The organism is Microbacterium sp. AG238 (assembly GCF_003610405.1).
Taxonomy (GTDB): domain Bacteria; phylum Actinomycetota; class Actinomycetes; order Actinomycetales; family Microbacteriaceae; genus Microbacterium.
The window spans coordinates 216,550-235,608 of record NZ_RAQC01000002.1; the positions used below are offsets into that span (position 1 = coordinate 216,550).

Below are 19,059 nucleotides of genomic sequence, written 5' to 3' on the forward strand. Positions count from 1 at the left end.
CCATGCTCCCCGCGCGGTCACCCTTGCGTCCACTCGTCGTCGTCGTCCTCGCCGGCGTCATCGCCTTGAGCGGATGTGCGACTCCGCCGGGCGGCGCAGCATCGCCCATCAGCCCCTCGCCGACGGAGAGCGCAGAGCCGACGCCCCAAGCCAGTCAGACGCCCGGCGAGGTCGTGGAGAGCCCGGCCCCTAGCCCCAGCGCCGTCGATCCGGGCGAGCAGGCGACCGTCATGTTCATCACGCTGGAGGTCATCGGCGGAACGCTGGAGGCGACCGGCACCGTGCCCGATGTGGTCGAGGAGGGCGGCACCTGCACGCTCACGCTCACCCAGGGGGATGCGACCCGGACGGTCGAGGCGAGCACGGCGACCGGCCCCGAGAGCACGTTCTGCGGCCTGATGACGATCCCGTCATCGGAGCTGGCGAGCGGCGACTGGCAGGCGACGTTGGCGTACCACTCCAGCGCACGGTCGGGTGTCTCCGAGACCGAATCGGTCACGCTCCCGTGATCGCGCGCTCGGCGGAACCGCGGCGGCGCATCACAGCGTTACATCTGGTCTTCGCGCTCGTCGCTGGCCTTCTGGTCGTCGTCGCACCGGCGGTGAGCCCGGTCTCGGCGCCGGCTGCCTCTGCCGCCAATGCGGCGGACTGGGATCCGGGCTACATCATCGACGATTCGGTCTTCTACTCCTCGACCGGCATGACCGCGAGCGAGGTGCAGTCCTTCCTCGACTCCCGGGTGCGCAATTGCGCGGCCGGGGCGACGTGCTTGAAGAACTACCGTCAGTCGACTGACAACCGACCCGTCGATCGGTACTGCGACGGATATCAGGGCAGCCCATCCGAGTCCGCTGCTCAGATCATCGACAAGGTCGCGCGCTCGTGCGGCATCAATCAGCGCGTTCTGCTCGTCCTGCTGGAGAAGGAGCAGAGCCTCGTCAGCTCGACGAACCCGCCGGCCTGGGCGTACACGGCGGCGACCGGGCAAGGATGTCCCGACACGGCTCCGTGCGACCCGTCGACGAGTGGCTTCTTCTACCAGGTCTACTACGCCGCCCGGCAGTTCGAGATCTACCGTCTGAACCCCAATAGCTTCGGCTATCGAGCGCAACGGTGGAACAACATCCTGTACAGTCCGACCACGTCGTGCGGTACGCGAAGCGTCTTCATCAACAATCAGGCCACGGCAGCCCTGTACATCTACACGCCCTACACGCCCAACCAGGCGGCGTTGGCGAACCTCTACGGCACGGGTGACGCCTGTTCGTCGTACGGCAACCGGAACTTCTGGCGTATCTTCACCGATTGGTTCGGCGACCCGCGGTCGTATGAACCGCACCCCGGCTTCGTGGCGTACTGGAACGAGCGGGGCGGCGCGAGCGGCTCGATGGGCAAGCCCGTCTCGTATCCCGTGTATCTCGAGGCGAACGGACAGGGCTGGTACCAGCGGTTCGAGAAGGGCGTCGTCTACGGCAGCTATGCCGGCGGCACCGTCTTCATCAGCAACGCGGCGATCCTGGCCGAGTACGAGCGCCAAGGTGGTCCGGGCGCCGGCATGAGCTGGCCGAACAGCGAGATGACCTGTGATGCGCAGAGCCGGTGCATGCAGTCGTTCGTGAGTGCGTCGATGACGCAGTCCGCGCGGGCGGGTGCCCGGGTGATCTGGGGTGGGCTCAACGACTATTGGAAGCAGAACGGTGCGGTCGCCGGTGCGCTCGGCGTCGCGACCGGCGATGTCGCCTACCGGACGCAGGGGAGCCTGCCGGCCTGGGTCCAGGATTTCGAGGGCGGCCGGCTCGTGCAGAGCCCCTACGGCATCCAGGTTGTCCCGACGGGCGCTGTTCTGCGCCAATGGGATGCCAACGGAGGCGGGGAGAACTGGCTCGGGTGGCCGACCGCCGGGTACACGTGCGAGGCGCTCGGCTGTGCCCAGCCGTTCGCGGGTGGCGTGATCAGCTACAGCTCGAGCTTCGGCGCGCACGTCATCCTGGGCGGTTTCACCGCCGAATGGCAGCGTCGTGGCGGGCTGAGCCGCATGGGCCCGGCCTACGAAGACCTGCGGACGAGCACCACCGGGCGCGGGTGGCTGCAGAACTTCGGTGCCGGCGTCCTGACACAGGGACCTTCCGGCATGGTTCTCGTTCCTTATGGTCCTGAGCAGGCGGTCTGGACCGCAGCTCAGTCAGAACGGGGCTGGCTCGGCTGGCCGACCGGGGAGCGCGCCTGCGTCTCGGCAGGATGCGCGCAAGTCTTCTCCGGTGGAGCGGTCACTCACTCGCCGACGTGGGGCACGTACACGACCTTCGGATCGATCGGCGGTTCCTGGAGCGCAGCGGGCGGCATCGGCGGGTACGGGCCGGCGTTGAACGCGCTCCGGTACAGCGATGCGAACGGCGGCGGTTGGGCGCAGCACTTCGGGTCGGGTGTCATCACCCAGCGTCGTGATCGGACTCCGGTCTTCACTCCCTACAGCCCCATCATCGACATGTGGTACCACTACGGCGCCGAGGTGACGTGGCTCGGATGGCCGAACGGGGCACAGACGTGCGACGCGAACGGCTGCGTTCAGCAGTTCCAGAACGGCGTGGCGCGATCTGACCGCGCAGGTCGGATTTCCTTCTTGCCACGATGACCAAGTCGGGGTGGTCGCCCGGGAGGGCGATCACCCCGACACCCGCTCCTCAACAGTCCGAGCGGGCTGGCCGGAGAACGCGTGCGATCAGGGACGTGAGGTGTCGTTCTCGACCGCGATGGCGGCCTCGACCACGCCCAGGTTGCCTTCGCCGCCCGTCATACGGAATCGCGCACCCTGCCAGAGCACGTGGGTGTCGACATCGATGGTCGGCGACGTGTTGGCGTTGATGAAGAACTCGCCGGGTCCCAGGTGAAGTGCGCCGATGCGGTAGTCCATGAAGTGGTCACCGGCCGAGATGGGGGGCAGGGTGGCATCGAGGCGCTCGGTGTTCGACGCGATCACCATCTGACCTGAACTGTTGTCGATGCTGAATCCGGTCGTCCATTGCTCCGCGCCCTCCGCGGCGTTCACATGGATGCGCAGGATCATCGCGTCGCCGGGGTGGAAAGTCGTCGCGACCCGCCCTGATGCGTCGAGGGTCTCGATCTTCGTCACCGTCAGGGACTGGGCACGGACCGGCTGCTGGCGGGCGGCGCGTTCGGCCTCGGCGCTCTCGCCGATGCGCTTGCCCTCCATGATGTCGCGCATCGCCGACAGGCCCTCGCGCACGTCGCCCGCGTGTACGACCTCTCCGTCCTTCAGCACGAAAGCGGTATCGCACAGCTCGGCGATCTGGCCGGCGGAGTGGCTGACGAGAATGATCGTCCGCCCTTCCTTCTGGAACGACCGGATCTTGTCCATGCACTTGCGCTGGAACGCCTCATCCCCGACGGCGAGTACCTCGTCGACGAGCAGGATGTCCGGATCGGTGTGCACCGCGACGGCAAACGCGAGCCGCATGTACATGCCCGAGGAGTAGAACTTGACCTCGTTGTCGATGAACTCGCCGATGCCCGAGAACCGGACGATCTCGTCGTATCGCTCGTCGGTCTCGGCTCGGCTGAGCCCGAGGATGGCGGCGTTGAGGTAGACGTTCTCGCGACCACTGAGTTCGGGGTGGAAGCCGGCGCCGAGCTCGAGCAGAGCGGCCAGGCGTCCCCGGGTGAAGACCTCGCCCGTATCGGGGGTGAGGATGCCGCCGATCATCTTGAGCAGAGTGCTCTTTCCGGAGCCGTTGGCACCGAGGAGACCGACGGTCGTGCCCGCGCGGATCGATAGCGATACACCGTCGACGGCGGTGTAGTCGCGGCGGTGCTTGCGGTGGCGACGGAAGCCGATGACCCGGTCCTTGAGCGAGTTGTCCTTCCGCACCACGAACGTCTTCGAGACGTTCTCGACGCGTACGACCTCGGGAGGTTCGATCGACACCATCACAGCTCCTGTGCCAGGTTGCCCTGCATGCGCTGGAAGGACCAGTGCGCGATGAGCAGGAACACGAGACCGACGACCCCGGCGATCCCCATTCGCAGAGCAAGGTCCTCGGGGTAATCAGCGGGGGTACCCCCTGACCACAGTGCGCGGTGGAACCCGAGCACGGCGAGGGTCAGCGGATTGTTGGTGTAGACCTCGAGCAGCCACGACGGGATGTCGAAGCGCACCATCACCTCTTTCACCATCTGCCAGGAGTAGACGATCGGGGAACCCCACATCATCAGGGTGAGCAGGATCTCGGTGATGTACTGGACGTCGCGCAGGTACACGTTCAATGCGGAGAGCAGAAGGCCGATGCCGACGACGTAGATCAGGATCAGCGCGACGGAGGGAAGGAAGTACAGCAGACCCGTCGGTTCGGGCCACTGCTGGAAGACCACGACCGCCCCGATGAGCACGGCGAGCTGCATCAGGAACATGAAGCTCGCACCGCCGACTGCCGCGAGCGGGAAGATCTCGCGCGGCAGGTAGATCTTCTTGACGAGTCCGCCGTTCGCCACGATGGAGCCGGTGGAGGCGCCGAGACTCTCGGAGAAGAGCATGTAGATCGTCAGGCCGGAGAACACGTAGATGCCGAAGTTCTCGATGCCTCGAGCTGCGCCGAGGACCTGGCCCAGGATGACGTAGTAGACCGCGAGCAGGATGAGCGGCTTGATCAGCGTCCACAGGAACCCGAGCACGCTGCCGCGGTAACGGACCTGAAGGTCGCGCCGGGTCAGAAGCCACAGGAGTTGGCGGTGGTCAGCGATCTCCCGCAGCTGTCGGCGGAACGAGCCCAATCCCTGCTTGTGCGGCGTGAAAGACCGGAGCGGGAGGGCGGCCAGCCGGTCGAATCGCGCTTCTGAGCTCACGAACGGGACGAACGCATCGAGTCGGTCTGGATCACCCTACGAATATACTTGCCGCATCATGGGAGAGTTCCGAACGGCACGGTCCGTCGTCATCACGGGTGCAGCAGGCTACGTCGGTCGCCACGTCGTGAAAGCGGTGTCCGACCTCGGCTACGACCCGGTGGCCGTGGTTCGGCCCGGAAGCGTCGAGCAGTTCGATGCCGGGGTGCGTCGGGTGGAGGCGGACGTCCTCGCTCCGGACTTCGCGATCGCCGACCTGATCGGCGACGACATCGCCGCCCTCATCCACCTGGCGTGGCAAGACGGTTTCGTCCACAATGCGCCCTCGCACATGATGCACCTATCCGCGCATTTCCGGCTGTTGTCGGATGCCGCGGCTGCGGGTGTTCCGCGTGTTGCGGCGCTGGGAACGATGCACGAGGTCGGCTATTGGGAGGGCGCCATCACGCCCGAGACGCCGACTGCGCCGCGATCGCTCTACGGAATCGCGAAGGACGCCTTGCGACGTGCGTCCTTGCTCGCTCTCAGCGACCAGACGGAACTGACCTGGCTCCGGTGCTACTACATCTACGGTGACGACCGCCGGAACAGTTCGATCTTCACCCGCATCCTCGAGGCGGTGGATGACGGCAAGACCCGATTCCCGTTCACGACCGGAGCGAACAAGTACGACTTCATCCACGTCCAGGAGCTCGCGGCGCAGATCGCGGCAGTGGCGGTCACGCCGGGCGTGACCGGGATCATCAACTGCGGGTCCGGGGTCCCGGTGTCGTTGGCCGATCAGGTCGAGGCATTCATCGCCGAGAACGAGCTGCCGATTGAGCTCGAGTACGGCGTCTTCCCCGATCGCCCATACGATTCGCCCGCCGTGTGGGGTGACGACGCTGCGCTCCGCTCGGCTCTGGCCGCCCGCGGCGAGCTCTGATCCCCGCCAACACGACCGACGCACCTACGGGAGACCACCTTGGCTTTGACATACGGCAAGACCCTTGCCTCGCACCAGACCCCGATTCCAGGGGTGTTGCTGATCGATCTGCCCGTGCACGGTGACAACCGCGGCTGGTTCAAGGAGAACTGGCAGCGGCAGAAGATGATCGACGTCGGTCTGCCCGATTTCGGGCCGGTGCAGAACAACATCTCCTTCAACGACGCTGCGGGCACTACCAGGGGAATCCACGCCGAGCCCTGGGACAAGTTCATCTCCGTCGCGTTCGGAAGCGTTTTCGGCGCGTGGGTCGACCTGCGGCCGGGAGCAACGTTCGGCACTCTTTTCACCGCTGAGATCGACCCGTCGACGGCGATCTACGTCCCGCGCGGGGTGGGGAACTCGTACCAGACCCTGGTGCCCAACACGGCGTACACCTATCTCGTGAACGACCATTGGAGCGCGGAAGCCCAGGAGCAGTACACCTTCGTGAATCTGGCGGACGAGGAACTCGCGGTGCCTTGGCCCATCGACCTGGCGGATGCCGAGCTCTCGGAGAAGGACCGGCGGCACCCGTCGCTGGCCGCGGTGCGGGCCTCGCTCGGATGACGGTGACCGCTCGTCGTCTTCTCGAGCCGGCCCTCATCGTCGCCCTCACCGTTGTCGGCTCATTCGTCACGTGGTTCCGGGTTCCCGCTGATCATCGCGACCGCGTCTGGGCCGAAGACGCGAACATCTTCCTCGAAGAGGCGCTGGTCCGGGGTCCGTGGTCGGTGCTCTTCGAGGGCTATGCGGGGTACCAGCATTTCGTTCCCCGGGTGGTCATGGCCGGTGTCCTTCCGGTACTGGACCTCGCTCACTATCCCGTGGTGATCTTCGCGATCTGCTCTGTCCTGACCGGTCTCACCGCGGCGGGGGTCTTCTGGCTCTCTCGCGACCTCGTCCCGTCCGTGACCGCCCGCGTGGCCCTCGCGGCCATCACCTTCCTGATTCCGCTCGCGACGCAGGAGACGATCGGCAACCTCGCCGACCTGCACAGCTACGCGATGTGGCTCGCGCCCTGGCTGCTGCTGTACCGGCCGCGTTCGTGGTGGACGAGTGCCGGCTGGGCCCTCGTCACATTCGCGGTCGTGATGACCGAGATCCAGGCCGTTTTCTTCGTGTTCCTGTTGTTCTTCCGACTCCGACCACGTGACCGGCATGTGTGGCCCGTCGCTGCGGCTTTCCTCGTCGCATCTGTTGTGCAGGTCATCACCGCTGCCACGGGAGGGCGCGACACCAGCAACGGCCCCCTCAGCATTCCTTCCACGGTCGCGGGCTGGATCATCAACGCGGTGATGCCCCTCGTCTCGGCCCACCCCGAGACGATCGTGGCGTGGGTCACGACGAGCGGCCTGCTCGTCGGGATCGCGATTCTCGTGCCTATCGCCGCTGCCGGCGTCTACGTGCTGATCCGGGGGAACACCGACCAGCGCGTCCTCGCGATCGCGCTCGCGCTCGGGTCCGCGGCGGTGTACACGGGCAGTGCCTGGGCCAACAGCGGCCCGTGGTTCGCATACGCCGAGGCCGGGTTCGGCGACATGACGGGGCTGGCCGTCAACATCAGGTACGGCGTGGCGTCGGGCATGATGCTGGCGGCGCTGATCCCGCTCGCCCTATCGGTCTTCGTGTCGCGGTCACGAGGCGGAGTCGTGGTCGGATCGCTGGGTGTGGTACTCAACGCCGGTCTCGTGGCCGTTCTGGCGATCGGCATGACGACAGCCGTGTCGAGTCGAGGCTGGGTCGACCGGTGGGAGCCTGCCGTGAACGACGCCGTCGAGGCATGTCTGGCTACCCCGGGCCTCGATGAGGCGACACTCCCGGTTGCTCCCGATCGATCCGTGGACGTCTCCTGCGACGATCTAGTGTCGCGACGAGGGTGACAGCTCGCGCCCGCGTCGGCTGACGAGGCGGGCGAGACCCCACTGGGTGACCCGGATCATGGCCTCGACCACGATGCGGCCGCTCATCTTCGACTCGCCGAACTCGCGCTCGCGGAACTCGATGGGCACTTCGACGAGCACGCGACCCGCGGCGTAGGCGCGGCGGGTGAGATCGATCTGGAAGCAATAGCCGCGCGAGTCGACATCGTCGAGCTTCATCTCGGTCAGCAGGTCGCTGCGGTAGACCCGGTACCCCGCTGTCACATCGCGAACCGGCACACCGAGCATGACCCGCGCGTACCAGCTTCCGCTGCGGCTGATGGCGCGCCGCAGAAGCGGCCAGTTCACGACACTTCCGCCCGTCACCCAGCGAGACCCGATCGCGCCGCCGACGCGACCGGTCGGGTCGGCGAGCACGGCCGCCAGCAGCGCGGGGAGCCGCTCCGGCGGATGGGATCCGTCGGCGTCCATCTCGACGAGCAGTTCGTAGCCGCGTGCCCGGCCCCAGGAGAAGCCCGCGATGTATGCGGCGCCGAGGCCGCCCTTCTCGCGTCTGTGCATCACGTGAATGCGTTCGTCAGCGCGCGCGAGGTCGTCCGCGAGATCACCCGTGCCGTCGGGGCTGCCGTCGTCGACGATCAGTACATCTGCAGCAGGTGCCGATCCGAGCGTGCGGTCGACGATCGACTCGATGTTCTCGCGTTCGTTGTAGGTCGGGATGATGACGAGTGTCGTCGCGGTTCTCTGCACGTGCTGGAAGCCTTCTGATCGTGAGCATCTGCCAGGCTACCCGATGCCCCTTGGCGGCACGGTCTTGGCGCACACGGGCTCTGAGCCGAGGTATCAGACGTCCGGGTACTCCGCCCCGGAGACGTCGGAACGGTGCAGCCGCCGCCGCAGGATGGCGGCTGCACCTGCGGCGAGTCCAGCGGTCAGGAGGTCGCCAGCGGTGAACATCCCCCGCGAGACGAGGGAGATCGCCGAGGCGTCGGCCGTCGACATCACGAGCGCCATGAGCCCGATGAGCACGGCCTCGCGGACGCCTACCCCCGAAGGGACGAGGAAGGCGAACAGGCTCGCGGTGAAGGCGAGGCCGATGGCGGCCGAGAACAGGAAGATGTTGGCGAAGGAGACGTGTTCGTCGGCCAGGAGCCAGAGATGAAGTCCGTAGAGCACATACGACGCCAGAGACCAGCCGAGGGCGCCCGCGATCGTCGACGTGCTCACGCGTCGTTCGAGTCGCGGCCTGCGGAACACGCGAAGCACCAGATTGGCGAGGCACGTCATCACAGCGGGATGCAGGCACACCAGGCCGACGGGCAGCAGCGTGAAGAACCAGAGCATCCACGGGTGCTCGGCGGCGATCTGCGGCAGCGCGACGGCCCCGAGGAGCAGCGAGGCGACGACGCCGATGCCGGCGGCGTACAGAGACGTCACGAGGACGCGCGCTCGGGCGACACCGTACTGGCGCCCGATCTCCATCTGGAGCAGGTACGCCCACGCCGATCCGGGAACGTACTTTCCCAGCTGGCCCACGAGCATGATCTGCGCGCTGCGCACGAAGGGCACCGCGTGTCCCAGCCCTCGAAGTAACGTGACCCAGGCGAGGGTGTTGCATACGAGTCCGACCAGAAGCGTTACCGCCGACGCCGCCACTCGCCAAGGGGCCATGGCGGCGATCGCCGTGCCGACCTCATCCCACATCGTGGCGAAGTACCACACCGCGAACGCGACGACGGCGAGGATCAGAACATAACGCGCCACGCGAAGAATGCGCGACACGATGCGTCGACGATCGTGGAGGGCGTTCGGATCAGCGTCGGTCATGTCACCGGACGCCCCCACGTCGTGGCTGGCACGACTCCACGAGATCGTCTACTGCCCCTTCGACGCGTAGAACGCCTCGACGCCGTCCTTCGCGGGCGCCCACCAGTCCTCGTTGTCGCGGTACCAGTCGATGGTGGCTTTCAGGCCGGCCTCGAAGTCCTGGTAGCGGGGCGTCCATCCGAGCTCGGCGCGGAGCTTGGTCGAGTCGATGGCGTAGCGGAGGTCGTGCCCGGGACGATCGGTGACGTGGTCGTACGCGTCGGTGGGGTTGCCCGTAAGGGCGAGGATGAGCTCGACGACGGTCTTGTTGTCCTTCTCGCCGTCGGCGCCGATGAGGTACGTCTCGCCGATGACCCCCTTGTCGAGAATGGTGAGGACGGCGGAGGAGTGGTCGTCGGCATGGATCCAGTCGCGGACGTTCTCGCCCTTGCCGTAGAGCTTGGGGCGGATGCCGCGGAGAACGTTGGTGATCTGGCGGGGGATGAACTTCTCGACGTGCTGGTACGGCCCGTAGTTGTTCGAGCAGTTGCTGATGGTCGCCCTCACCCCGAACGATCGCACCCAGGCGCGCACGAGCAGGTCTGAACCGGCCTTGGTGCTGCTGTAGGGCGAGGAAGGGTTGTACGGGGTGTTCTCGGTGAAACGCGCCGGGTCGTCGAGCTCGAGGTCGCCGTACACCTCGTCCGTGGAGATGTGGTGGAACCGCTTGTCATGCTTCCGGGCTGCCTCGAGCAGCGTGTAGGTGCCGACGATGTTCGTGTCGAGGAAGGGGCGCGGGTCGTGCAGGGAGTTGTCGTTGTGCGACTCGGCCGCGTAGTGCACCACCGCATCGACCTGGCCGAAGAGCTCGTCCACGAGCGCCGCGTCGGCGATGTCGCCCGTGACGAGGCGCACCCTGTCTTCGGGCAGGCCCGCGAGAGAATCGGCATTGCCGGCATACGTGAGCTTGTCGAGGACGATCACGTCGTCATCGGTGTTCGCGATCACGTGGTGGACGAAGTTCGATCCGATGAAGCCGGCGCCGCCGGTCACGAGAAGTTTCGCCATTACAGCCCTCTTTCCAGCAGCTCGAGCAGATACCCGCCGTACCCAGACTTCATCAGCGGGAGCGCGCGCTCGTGCAGCTGCTCGTCCGTGATGAATCCTTGACGCCAGGCGACCTCTTCGGGAACGCCGATCCGCAGGCCGGTTCGGCGTTCGATGGTGCGCACGTAGTCGGCGGCATCAGTCATCTGATCGAATGTTCCCGTGTCGAGCCAGGCGGTTCCGCGGGGGAGGACCTCGACGCTGAGACGTCCCTGTTCGAGATACGCCCGGTTGATGTCGGTGATCTCGTACTCGCCGCGCGCGCTCGGCTCGAGTGAACGTGCGATGTCGACGACCTGGTTGTCGTAGAAGTAGAGCCCCGGCACCGCGTAGTTGCTTCGGGGCTGCGTGGGCTTCTCCTCGAGTGAGATCGCCCGTCCGGACTCGTCGAACTCGACCACTCCGTACGCGCTGGGCTCCGCGACCCAGTACGCGAAGACGGCGCCGCCGTCGACATCCGAGTAGCGCTTGAGCTGCGACCCGAGACCCGGGCCGTAGAGGAGATTGTCGCCGAGCACGAGAGCGACCTTGTCGTCGCCGATGAAGTCGGCACCGATCGTGAAGGCCTGCGCGAGGCCGTCGGGCGACTCCTGCTGCGCGAAAGTGATGGAGACCCCGAGCTGGGAGCCGTCGCCGAGGAGGCGTTCGAACTGCTCAGCGTCATGCGGTGTCGTGATCATGAGGATGTCGCGGATGCCCGCGAGCATGAGCGTCGACAGCGGGTAGTAGATCATCGGCTTGTCGTACACCGGAATGAGCTGCTTGGAGATGCCGCGGGTGATCGGGTAGAGGCGCGTGCCTGAGCCGCCCGCGAGGATGATGCCCTTCACACGTCACATCTTGTCACAGGCGGTCGAGGACTCCCCGGAGGTTCTCGGAGCCTCGGCCGGTATCGTGAGGCGGTCGCATCCCCGAAAGCGAGAGGTTCCACCCGTGACGTTCGCGCCGATGATTCTCCCCGTACTCGCAGCGATGGCGATCCTCTGGGGCGTGGGAGGGTTCCTCGCCTGGACGGTCGGACTTCGCGGCTACTGGATCGCGGCGGTCGCCCCCGTCTTCTCCCTCACCCTGATCGGCGGCTCCGCCGTCGTCGCTTCCTGGGCGGGGGTGGCGTGGTCGATCCTGCCGCTGCTGGTGATCTCGGCTGCGGCTGGGGCAGGCATCTACGTCGTGCGCCGTCGCACGTCACCGCGTGCATCGGTGGCGCAGGAGCGCCCCCGCCTCGACCCCTGGCTGGTCCTGGCCCTCGTGCTGGCCGCCTCGGCCGTCGCGTTCCGGTTCGCGCAGATCGTTCAGAACCCGGCGAACATCTCGCAGACGTTCGACAACATCTTCCATCTGAACGGGGTGCGGTGGGCCGTCGCCGAAGGTGATGCCTCGTCGTTGCGGCTCGGCTACATGACGAGCCCCGACGGCAGTCTGCCGTTCTATCCGGCGGCCTGGCACGCGCTGACCGCTCTCGTGGTGCAGATCACCGGAGCTTCGGTGCCCGTCGCCATCAACGCCGTCGTTCTCACCACGTCGGCCCTGGTCTGGCCGCTGGGGGCCGTGCTTCTGGTGCGCACTCTCTTCGGCACGTCGAGCGTGCTGACGACCGCCGCAGCCCTCATCGCGGCGTCGATCCCGGCGTTCCCCATCCTGCTCATGGATTACGGCGTGCTGTACCCGCTCCAGCTGAGTCTGGCGGTGCTCCCCGTCGCGCTCGCTGCGACGGCGAGGCTACTGCGTGTCGCCTCGGCGGACGTGGTGCCTGCCGGGACCGGCTGGTGGCTGTTCATCCATCTCGGCATCATCCCCGGCCTCACACTCGCCCACCCCGGCGGTTTCGTCGCCTGGATGGCGTTGACCTTCCCCATGTTCGCGGTTGCTTTCGTTCGGGCGATGCGCATCGGCGGCCTGCGCACCCGCGTGATCCTGGTCGCCTCGGCCGTGGCCTACGTCGTCGTCGGATACCTCCTCGTCCGCGTCCTGCGGCCGCCGCTCGAGGCTCGCGGCTGGCCGCTTCAGATGCGAGGCCGAGAGGCGATCTGGCAAGTGCTGACCGTGTCGCCGTGGTACCTCGTGCCGGCGGTGGGGGTCGCACTGTGCGTTCTCGCAGGTCTCGTCTGGGCCGTGATCGACCGCACGCGCCCCCTCGTCGTCGCCATCGGCGTCTACGTGGTCGGCGCCGGTCTGTTCATCACCGTCGCGGCTCTGCCCTACCCGGCGCTGCGGGATTGGCTGACCGGCAGCTGGTACAACAACCTGCCTCGCCTCGCCTCGATCTTCGCCGTCTCGCTGGTGCCGCTCGCCGCATACGGGGCGGCGCGAACGTGGCAGTGGGCGACCTCGCGCATCGCGAAACCGCGATCCGAGGCCTCGTCGACATCCTGGCTGCGTGCCGCCGGCGGCGTCGTCGGTGCCGCTGTCTTCCTCGTCGTGCTGCAGGCCGATGGTGCCGTCAACCGTGCCGTCGAGTGGGCTGCCCCGCTCTACGAGGCGGAGGCATCCGCGCCGCTGCTGAGTTCCGACGAGTACGCGCTCCTCGAGCGACTGCCGAACGAGGTGCCCGAGGGCGTCGCCGTCGCCGGAAGCCCCTGGACGGGCGCGTCCCTTGCCTTCGCGATCGCTGATCGCCCGGTTCTGATGCCGCACACCCTCATGTTCGTCACCCCCGAGGTGCAGGAGGTCAACGACGGCCTGGCCGACGCCGTTCCCGGCGCGCCCGTCTGCGATGCGATCCGCGACCTCGAGGTCGGGTACGTGCTCGACTTCGGTCCGCAGGAGGTGCACGGCGGCGAGCATGACCTCCCCGGTCTCGAAGACCTGGAGAACTCTCCGGCCGTCGAGCTCGTCGACGCCGAAGGCGAGGCGAAGCTGTACCGGGTCGTCGGCTGCGGGTGATCGAGCGGACGCCGTCTAGACTGGAGACCATGCCGGTCGCTCCAGATTCCGTGCTCGTCATCGTTCCCGCGTGGAATGAGGAGCGCAATGTCGGCGGCACCGTGGAAGAGATCCTCGAGGCCGATCCCCGCTATCACGTCGCGGTGGTCGACGACGGTTCGACCGACGGCACCGCACGGGCAGCGCGGGAGGCGGGTGCCGTCGTCTTGAGCCTGCCGTTCAACCTCGGCGTCGGCGGTGCCATGCGCACCGGGTTCACCTACGCTCTTCGCGAGGGGTATCAGCGCGCGATCCAGGTGGACGCCGATGGCCAGCACAACCCGGCGGACATCGAGAAGGTTCTCGCCGGACTCGAGAACGCCGACATCTCCATCGGTGCCCGATTCGCCGAGGTCGGCGACTACGAGGTGCGCGGCCCGCGGCGGTGGGCGATGGTCTTCCTCGCAAGCGTGCTGACCCGAGTGGCCAAGACCCGGCTCACCGATGTGACCAGCGGCTTCCGCGCCGCCGGTCCGCGCGCCATCCAGCAGTACGTGCGGTATTACCCGGCGGAGTATCTAGGCGACACTCTCGACTCGCTCGTCGCCGCCTGCCACGCCGGACTGACCGTCACCCAGGTGCCCGTCGCGATGCGGCCACGACGGCACGGGGTGCCGAGCAAGGGCCCCATCGGGTCGGCGGTCTATCTTCTGCGCTCCGTGTTCGCGCTCGGTCTGGCCGTCATGCGGCGGACGAAGGCGACAGCCCCCGAGGAACTCCAGGAGGCGATCGCGTGATCGTGTTCTTCAGCATCGCTCTCGCGGTGCTCATCATCGTGGTCGTGCTCTGGCTGCTCCTCACGCGCCGCCTCCGCGAGAAGTACGCCGTGCTCTGGCTCGTCATCGGCGTCCTGGTGCTGCTTCTGGGTGTGTTCCCGCAGTTGCTTCTCGGACTCACCGATGCGCTGGGCGTTCAGGTGCCCGCCAACCTCCTGTTCTCGCTCGCGATCATCCTGCTGCTCGGCGTCGCCCTGCATCTGTCATGGGAGCTTTCGCAAGCGGAGGAGGAGATTCGGCGCACCGCCGAGGAAGCCGCGATCCTCCGAGCCCAGATCGAGGCGCTCGACGCCCGTGTCCGGCTTCTGGAGCCGGGGACCGACGAGCTTCAGCGCGATCCGTGACTGACGTCGCCGACGGACGCCGCGGACTGGTCTATCTGCTGGGCGCGACGGGTATCGCGGGTGTCGCCGGCTACGTCATCCAGGCCGTCGTCCCCGCGTTCATCGCCGCGGAGGACTACGTCACTTTCAGTGTCTACTGGTCGACCGTCTACCTGATCGTCGCGGCCATCGCGGGGTTGCAGCAGGAGATCGCACGTGCCGCGCGTCCGTCGGCAGACGCGACGCGGACCCGAGGCGCCCTTGCCCGCTACACCGCGGGCGCCGTGATCGTCGTCGTGGGTCTGACCGCCGCCAGCGCGCCGGCGTGGGCGGCCGCGGTGTTCGGCGATGCCGCCGGCGGGCTCGTCCCTCCGCTCCTCGCGGCGGTGCTCGGATACACGCTCGTCGCTGTCCTGAGCGGGGTGTTCTACGGCGCTCGCAACTGGAAGTCGGTGGCCGGAATGACGGTCCTCGACGCCGCGCTGCGCGTCGTCGCGGTGGTCGGCGTCGTCGCCGCGGGCGCGGGGATCGCCGTCGTCGGCTGGGCGGTCGCGCTGCCCTTCCTGCTGTCCGCCCTCGTCCTGTGGCTGGTGAGTGGCCGCCGGTCAGTGTCGGCGATCGTGCTCGATGCGTCGGGCGGGCAGCTGGCGCGGAACAGCGTCAGCACCGTCGGCGCGGCGCTCGCGACCGGGGTCATGATCAGTGGTCTGCCACTGCTCCTCGGATCGCTGGCGCAGGGGCTCGGGCCGCAGCTTCTCGCCTCGCTGATCCTCGTGATCACGCTCACGCGCGCGCCGTTGGTCATCCCGCTGCTCGCGATGCAGAGCTACCTCGTCGTGACTTTCCGGGACGACCCGTCCAGCGCGCGCAGACGCACCGTCGTGTGGTCCGCCTGCTTGCTCGTGGTCACGGCGGTTCTCGCCGTCGCAGGCACTGCGGTGGGGCCGTGGGTGGTCGAAGTGCTCTACGGCGACAAGTACGACGTGCCCTCGCTCGTCTACGCCGCGGTCATCGCGAGTGCGGGGTTCACCGCGCTGCTCTGCCTCAGCGGCCCTGCGGCTCTCGCCCGCGGTCGGCACGTGCGCTACGTCACGGGCTGGGGGGCGGCCTCGGTCGCACTCCTGACGGGTCTGATCGTGCTTCCCACGACGCTCGAGGGCGTCGTCATCCCGTTGATGGTCGCTCCGCTCGTCGGGGCGGCCGTTCATCTCACCGCCCTGGCGACCCCGCCCGAGACGGCGCGCGAGCAAGACTGACCGTCGGTGCTGTCGTCGTGATCAGCCGGCGCCGAGCGCCAGATCGAACGAACGTCGAGTCTGCTCCGCGGTGCTGGCCCACGTGAAGGCCTCCGCTCGACGGAGCCCGTCCTGGCTCATCCGGTCGCGGATGAGGCTGTCGGCCACCACCTCGTCGATGAGGCGTGCGAGAGCCGCGTGATCGGCAGGGGGAAAGTACCGAGCGGCGTCGCCTCCGACGTAGCGGTGGACGCCGATGTCCGAAAGCAGCACGGGGATGCCCGCGCTCATCGCCTCCAGTGTCGGCAGCGAGAAACCCTCAGCGAAGGACGGGATAGCGAGAGCAGTCGTCGTGGCGTACAGATGACGCACCTCATCGTCATCGACCCAGCCCCGCAGGTCGACCCAGTCGCGCATCCCGAGTTCATCGACAAGGGGCGCGAGGGGGTCCTCACCGCGTCCGCCCGTGATCACCAGGCGCGGCCTGCGGTCGGCGGGAATGCGCGAGATCGCGTGAACGAGAGCGCCCCAGTTCTTGTGGGGACGGCGGTTCCCCATCGCCAGGATGAAGGCTCCTTCGCTCCCTGCCAGGGAACGGTCGACCTGCACGGGCGCCGACCCGGCGAGCGGGATGACGTCGAGGCGTTCGCGGGGAACACCGAGGTACTTGACGATCTCGTCTGCAGAATCCGGGCTGATGGTGATGATGCGCGCCGCGTTGCGCGCGGCCACCTTTTCCATCCACTTGACCGGCGCGGTGTACAGCGGTGTGGACATGTACTCGGGGTGGCTCCAGTAGAGCATGTCGTGCATCGTGACGACCGTCGGCATCGACGACGCTCGCGGCCCCAGCGTCGCGGGCGCATGGATGAGATCCGCGCCTTCCCGCCGGGCGGCGCGCGCCACCGCGAAGAGCTCGCCTCGGGCCCAGGCGAACCTGTTCTCGCCGCTGATGCCCGACTCGATGATCCGGCCGGGGAACCACGAGAGGTCGAGCCGCGCACCTTCCCGGCTCGCATACCCGATGTACTCGGCATCATCGCGTCGACCGAGCGCGCGGTAGAGCTCGCGTGTGTAGGTCTCCATCCCGCCCTTCGTTCCCGTGTACGAGAGCAGATCGACGAAAATGCGGGGCATGAAGATCGAGGCTATCAACGATGGCCGCCTCAGACGGCGGGAGCACCGCCCGGTGCCGCCTGCGGTGGTCGGCGCGGGGTCGACGCCTGAGGGCGCGCGAGGCGCATCGCACGGCGTTCCACCACAACCCAGCTGGCCCAGGCCAGCGCGAACGTCGCGACCGCTGCGACGCCCATGTACGGGATCAGGCCCAACGCCGCACCCCCGAACAGCACGACGAGTTGCTGCACGGGCCAGGCGTAGATGTAGAAGCCGTAGCTGACATCGTTCTCCGCCACCCACCGCGGTTGGGGGACGACCGTCGACAGCCAGAGCACGCCGTAGGCGATGAACGGCGCCGCGGCCTGCCCGCCCCATCGCGGGACGAGGACGATGAGCGCGAGGGCCGCGATGAGGGACGCGATGCCGACCCACCGCGACATCCCGAACCGATCGACGACGAAGAAGACGAGCGAGCCGCCGAGGAAGTAGGGGATCAGCTTCGCGGCGAGGTAGAAGCTCTCGTCGAGCCCGACCCGTTGGGCCAGCGGGATGGCGATCCAGATCAGAACGCTCGCGACGAAGACGACCGCGGCCAGGAGCGGTCCCTTCCGGAACGCGGCGATGCCGCCGAGCACCCAGATCACGACGTAGCAGAGGAACTCGTAGAACAGCGTCCACAGCGACCCGTTCCACGCACCGGGATACGGCACGGTGTCGAGGGTCTGTCCGATCGTGTAGCTGTCGATGTACAGGGTGATGTTCGTCCACACGTACTGGAACGGTGTGACGGGCGTGGTGAAGAACCCCGTGAGGCTTCCCCGTTCGACCAGTGCCGCGATCGGGGCGAACACGAAGGCGGTCACCACCAGACAGACGATGAACGCGGGGAAGATGCGCGCAACACGGTGCAGGAGATAGGTGCCCGGGTCTGATCGCAGCCGACTTCGTGTGATCAGGAACCCGCTGATCACGAAGAATCCGGCCACCGCCCATCCGCCCACGTTCTCGCCGTGGAGGTGGGGACCCTCGCCGGCACCGACGATGTAGAAGGAGTGGGCGAACAGCACGGCTGCCGCGAGGATGAGCCGGAACATGTTCAGGCTGTTCGTGCGGTAGGGGTAGTCAGGGCCGCGCAGAAGGCTCATGCGCGTCGGCTTCCGCGTCGGGCGGTCACGCCGAAGGCGTGCGCCAGTGCCGATGCTGCTCCGGCGCGATTGGCGCGGGCGAGGTGCGGGAGCTCCGCGACCGCGTGCAGCCGCGACATCACTCGCCAGCGGGCTGTTCGCGCGGTCCGCCGCCAGCCGCGTCGATCGGCCAACTGAGCAGCCAGTGCGTAGTACTCGCGCTCGTCCCGGAATCGACTTCCGTCGACCAGCGTCTCTTGCGACGCCGAGGCGCTGTGCCTCCGGTAGGAGAACGCCGTGATCGGGTTGTACGCCAAGGTTCCGTCGTCGAAAGCGATGTCCATCAGCAGCCCGAGATCTTGGATGATCGGGAACCCGTCACGGAACGGGGTGGTCTTGAGTCGTCGGGTTGCGAAGACGAGTGACGGCCAGTAGAGCCAGTCACCGCGGATCAGACTCGTCGCCATGCGCTCGCCGCTCAGCACGGCGATGCGCCCGGGGCCGGGCTTGGGCGCGAGAACGTCCTGCTTGACGCGGTCGACGAGCGGCCGCACGCGGACTCCGCGTTCGTCGATCACGTCCACCCCCACCTGCACGACGTCGGCGTGCGGCACGAGATCCAGCGTGCGCTTGACGGTCTCGACGTAGTTCGGCTGCAGGAGGTCGTCCGACCCCAAGATGGCCATGTGCGCGCCCCGAGCGAGGCGCACGGCTTCGCGGAAGTTCCCCGTGATGCCGAGGTTGACCTCGTTCCGGCGATACGTGATGCGTTCGTCGGGCTCGTCGACGAACGCATCACGCACGGTCAGATCGGGGTAGCAGTCGTCGATGATCGTCAACCGCCAATCGCCGTCCTCCTGTCGCCGAACCGAATCGACGGTTTCGAACAGGAGGGAGGGCTCGCCCCAGTAGGGCAGGAAGATCTCGAGAGTCATGGCTTGTC

At 67.3% G+C, this 19,059-nt stretch carries 17 protein-coding genes and 1 pseudogene; 9 read left to right on the forward strand and 9 right to left on the reverse strand.

Annotation, left to right across the window (positions count from 1 at the left end; genetic code table 11):
• Positions 1-2 precede the first annotated feature (2 nt).
• Together DEU36_RS12600 and DEU36_RS12605 are read left to right on the forward strand one after the other, a co-directional pair.
• On the forward strand, positions 3-509 hold the full coding sequence (locus tag DEU36_RS12600) for a hypothetical protein (protein ID WP_120264688.1): 507 nt from the start codon (positions 3-5) through the stop codon (positions 507-509).
• Entirely contained in the window at positions 506-2,632 is a 2,127-nt protein-coding gene (locus DEU36_RS12605) for an LGFP repeat-containing protein (RefSeq protein WP_120264689.1), read from the forward strand. Before DEU36_RS12600 ends, DEU36_RS12605 begins: the two co-directional genes overlap by 4 nt.
• A gap of 87 nt (positions 2,633-2,719) precedes the next feature.
• Here DEU36_RS12605 and DEU36_RS12610 read toward each other — a convergent pair whose 3' ends face one another.
• A complete protein-coding gene (locus DEU36_RS12610) occupies positions 2,720-3,946 on the reverse strand; it encodes an ABC transporter ATP-binding protein (RefSeq protein WP_120264690.1) in 1,227 nt (408 codons plus the stop codon).
• Complete coding sequence (locus tag DEU36_RS12615; RefSeq protein WP_120264691.1) at positions 3,946-4,857, reverse strand: ABC transporter permease; 912 nt, start codon at positions 4,855-4,857, stop codon at positions 3,946-3,948. Before DEU36_RS12615 ends, DEU36_RS12610 begins: the two co-directional genes overlap by 1 nt.
• A 58-nt stretch (positions 4,858-4,915) precedes the next feature.
• Here DEU36_RS12615 and DEU36_RS12620 point away from each other — a divergent pair, with 58 nt between their 5' ends.
• The 3 genes and pseudogenes from DEU36_RS12620 (at position 4,916) to DEU36_RS12630 (ending at position 7,704) form a co-directional block, all read left to right on the forward strand.
• Positions 4,916-5,782 (forward strand): NAD(P)-dependent oxidoreductase, encoded by an 867-nt coding sequence (locus DEU36_RS12620; RefSeq protein WP_120264692.1) that lies wholly within the window; start codon positions 4,916-4,918, stop codon positions 5,780-5,782.
• Positions 5,783-5,821: 39 nt separating this feature from the next.
• Positions 5,822-6,373, forward strand: a pseudogene (locus DEU36_RS12625) (dTDP-4-dehydrorhamnose 3,5-epimerase family protein); the annotation flags it as partial.
• 20 nt (positions 6,374-6,393) lie between these two features.
• The gene (locus DEU36_RS12630; protein WP_120264694.1) at positions 6,394-7,704 is read left to right on the forward strand and encodes a hypothetical protein; all 1,311 of its coding nucleotides are present in this window, start codon (positions 6,394-6,396) and stop codon (positions 7,702-7,704) included.
• Here DEU36_RS12630 and DEU36_RS12635 read toward each other — a convergent pair.
• The 4 genes from DEU36_RS12635 to rfbA form a co-directional block, all read right to left on the reverse strand.
• The gene (locus DEU36_RS12635; protein WP_120264695.1) at positions 7,684-8,454 is read right to left on the reverse strand and encodes a polyprenol monophosphomannose synthase; all 771 of its coding nucleotides are present in this window, start codon (positions 8,452-8,454) and stop codon (positions 7,684-7,686) included. The genes DEU36_RS12630 and DEU36_RS12635 overlap by 21 nt on opposite strands.
• Before the next feature lie 93 nt (positions 8,455-8,547).
• Positions 8,548-9,531 (reverse strand): lysylphosphatidylglycerol synthase transmembrane domain-containing protein, encoded by a 984-nt coding sequence (locus tag DEU36_RS12640; protein WP_147374415.1) that lies wholly within the window; start codon positions 9,529-9,531, stop codon positions 8,548-8,550.
• Between the two features lie 48 nt (positions 9,532-9,579).
• Positions 9,580-10,578 carry a dTDP-glucose 4,6-dehydratase gene (rfbB, locus tag DEU36_RS12645; protein WP_120264697.1) on the reverse strand — a complete coding sequence of 333 codons (999 nt, stop codon included), beginning with the start codon at positions 10,576-10,578 and terminating at the stop codon, positions 9,580-9,582.
• Positions 10,578-11,447, reverse strand: coding sequence for a glucose-1-phosphate thymidylyltransferase RfbA (rfbA, locus tag DEU36_RS12650; RefSeq protein WP_120264698.1), 870 nt, complete (start codon positions 11,445-11,447; stop codon positions 10,578-10,580). The genes rfbB and rfbA overlap by 1 nt, the downstream gene beginning before the upstream one ends.
• A gap of 103 nt (positions 11,448-11,550) precedes the next feature.
• Between rfbA and DEU36_RS12655 the strand changes: the two genes are divergently transcribed.
• From DEU36_RS12655 to DEU36_RS12670, 4 genes are read left to right on the forward strand one after another with little or no spacing between them, the layout of a single operon-like run.
• The gene (locus DEU36_RS12655) at positions 11,551-13,500 is read left to right on the forward strand and encodes a DUF6541 family protein (RefSeq protein ID WP_120264699.1); all 1,950 of its coding nucleotides are present in this window, start codon (positions 11,551-11,553) and stop codon (positions 13,498-13,500) included.
• 29 nt (positions 13,501-13,529) lie between these two features.
• A complete protein-coding gene (locus DEU36_RS12660; protein WP_120264700.1) occupies positions 13,530-14,276 on the forward strand; it encodes a glycosyltransferase family 2 protein in 747 nt (248 codons plus the stop codon).
• Positions 14,273-14,659 (forward strand): DUF2304 domain-containing protein, encoded by a 387-nt coding sequence (locus DEU36_RS12665; RefSeq protein WP_120264701.1) that lies wholly within the window; start codon positions 14,273-14,275, stop codon positions 14,657-14,659. The genes DEU36_RS12660 and DEU36_RS12665 overlap by 4 nt, the downstream gene beginning before the upstream one ends.
• On the forward strand, positions 14,656-15,894 hold the full coding sequence (locus DEU36_RS12670) for a hypothetical protein (protein ID WP_120264702.1): 1,239 nt from the start codon (positions 14,656-14,658) through the stop codon (positions 15,892-15,894). The genes DEU36_RS12665 and DEU36_RS12670 overlap by 4 nt, the downstream gene beginning before the upstream one ends.
• Positions 15,895-15,915: 21 nt before the next feature.
• Here the strand turns inward: DEU36_RS12670 and DEU36_RS12675 are convergent, their stop codons facing one another.
• Genes DEU36_RS12675 through DEU36_RS12685 form a run of 3 tightly spaced genes read right to left on the reverse strand, consistent with a single transcriptional unit; the run spans position 15,916 to position 19,051 of the window.
• A complete protein-coding gene (locus DEU36_RS12675; RefSeq protein ID WP_120264703.1) occupies positions 15,916-17,010 on the reverse strand; it encodes a glycosyltransferase family 1 protein in 1,095 nt (364 codons plus the stop codon).
• Between the two features lie 29 nt (positions 17,011-17,039).
• The gene (locus DEU36_RS12680) at positions 17,040-18,137 is read right to left on the reverse strand and encodes an acyltransferase (RefSeq protein ID WP_120264704.1); all 1,098 of its coding nucleotides are present in this window, start codon (positions 18,135-18,137) and stop codon (positions 17,040-17,042) included.
• Positions 18,134-19,051 carry a glycosyltransferase gene (locus DEU36_RS12685; protein ID WP_120264705.1) on the reverse strand — a complete coding sequence of 306 codons (918 nt, stop codon included), beginning with the start codon at positions 19,049-19,051 and terminating at the stop codon, positions 18,134-18,136. The genes DEU36_RS12680 and DEU36_RS12685 overlap by 4 nt, the downstream gene beginning before the upstream one ends.
• Between the last annotated feature and the right edge of the window lie 8 nt (positions 19,052-19,059).

Bases quoted from the DNA above. Each gene is read 5' to 3' on its own strand.
- DEU36_RS12675 (WP_120264703.1), bottom strand. From the start codon at position 17,010: ATGCCCCGCATTTTCGTCGATCTGCTCTCGTACACGGGAACGAAGGGC.
- DEU36_RS12610 (WP_120264690.1), bottom strand. From the start codon at position 3,946: ATGGTGTCGATCGAACCTCCCGAGGTCGTACGCGTCGAGAACGTCTCG.
- DEU36_RS12660 (WP_120264700.1), top strand. From the start codon at position 13,530: ATGCCGGTCGCTCCAGATTCCGTGCTCGTCATCGTTCCCGCGTGGAAT.
- DEU36_RS12680 (WP_120264704.1), bottom strand. From the start codon at position 18,137: ATGAGCCTTCTGCGCGGCCCTGACTACCCCTACCGCACGAACAGCCTG.
- DEU36_RS12620 (WP_120264692.1), top strand. From the start codon at position 4,916: ATGGGAGAGTTCCGAACGGCACGGTCCGTCGTCATCACGGGTGCAGCA.
- DEU36_RS12640 (WP_147374415.1), bottom strand. From the start codon at position 9,531: ATGACCGACGCTGATCCGAACGCCCTCCACGATCGTCGACGCATCGTG.
- DEU36_RS12685 (WP_120264705.1), bottom strand. From the start codon at position 19,051: ATGACTCTCGAGATCTTCCTGCCCTACTGGGGCGAGCCCTCCCTCCTG.
- DEU36_RS12600 (WP_120264688.1), top strand. From the start codon at position 3: ATGCTCCCCGCGCGGTCACCCTTGCGTCCACTCGTCGTCGTCGTCCTC.
- rfbB (WP_120264697.1), bottom strand. From the start codon at position 10,578: ATGGCGAAACTTCTCGTGACCGGCGGCGCCGGCTTCATCGGATCGAAC.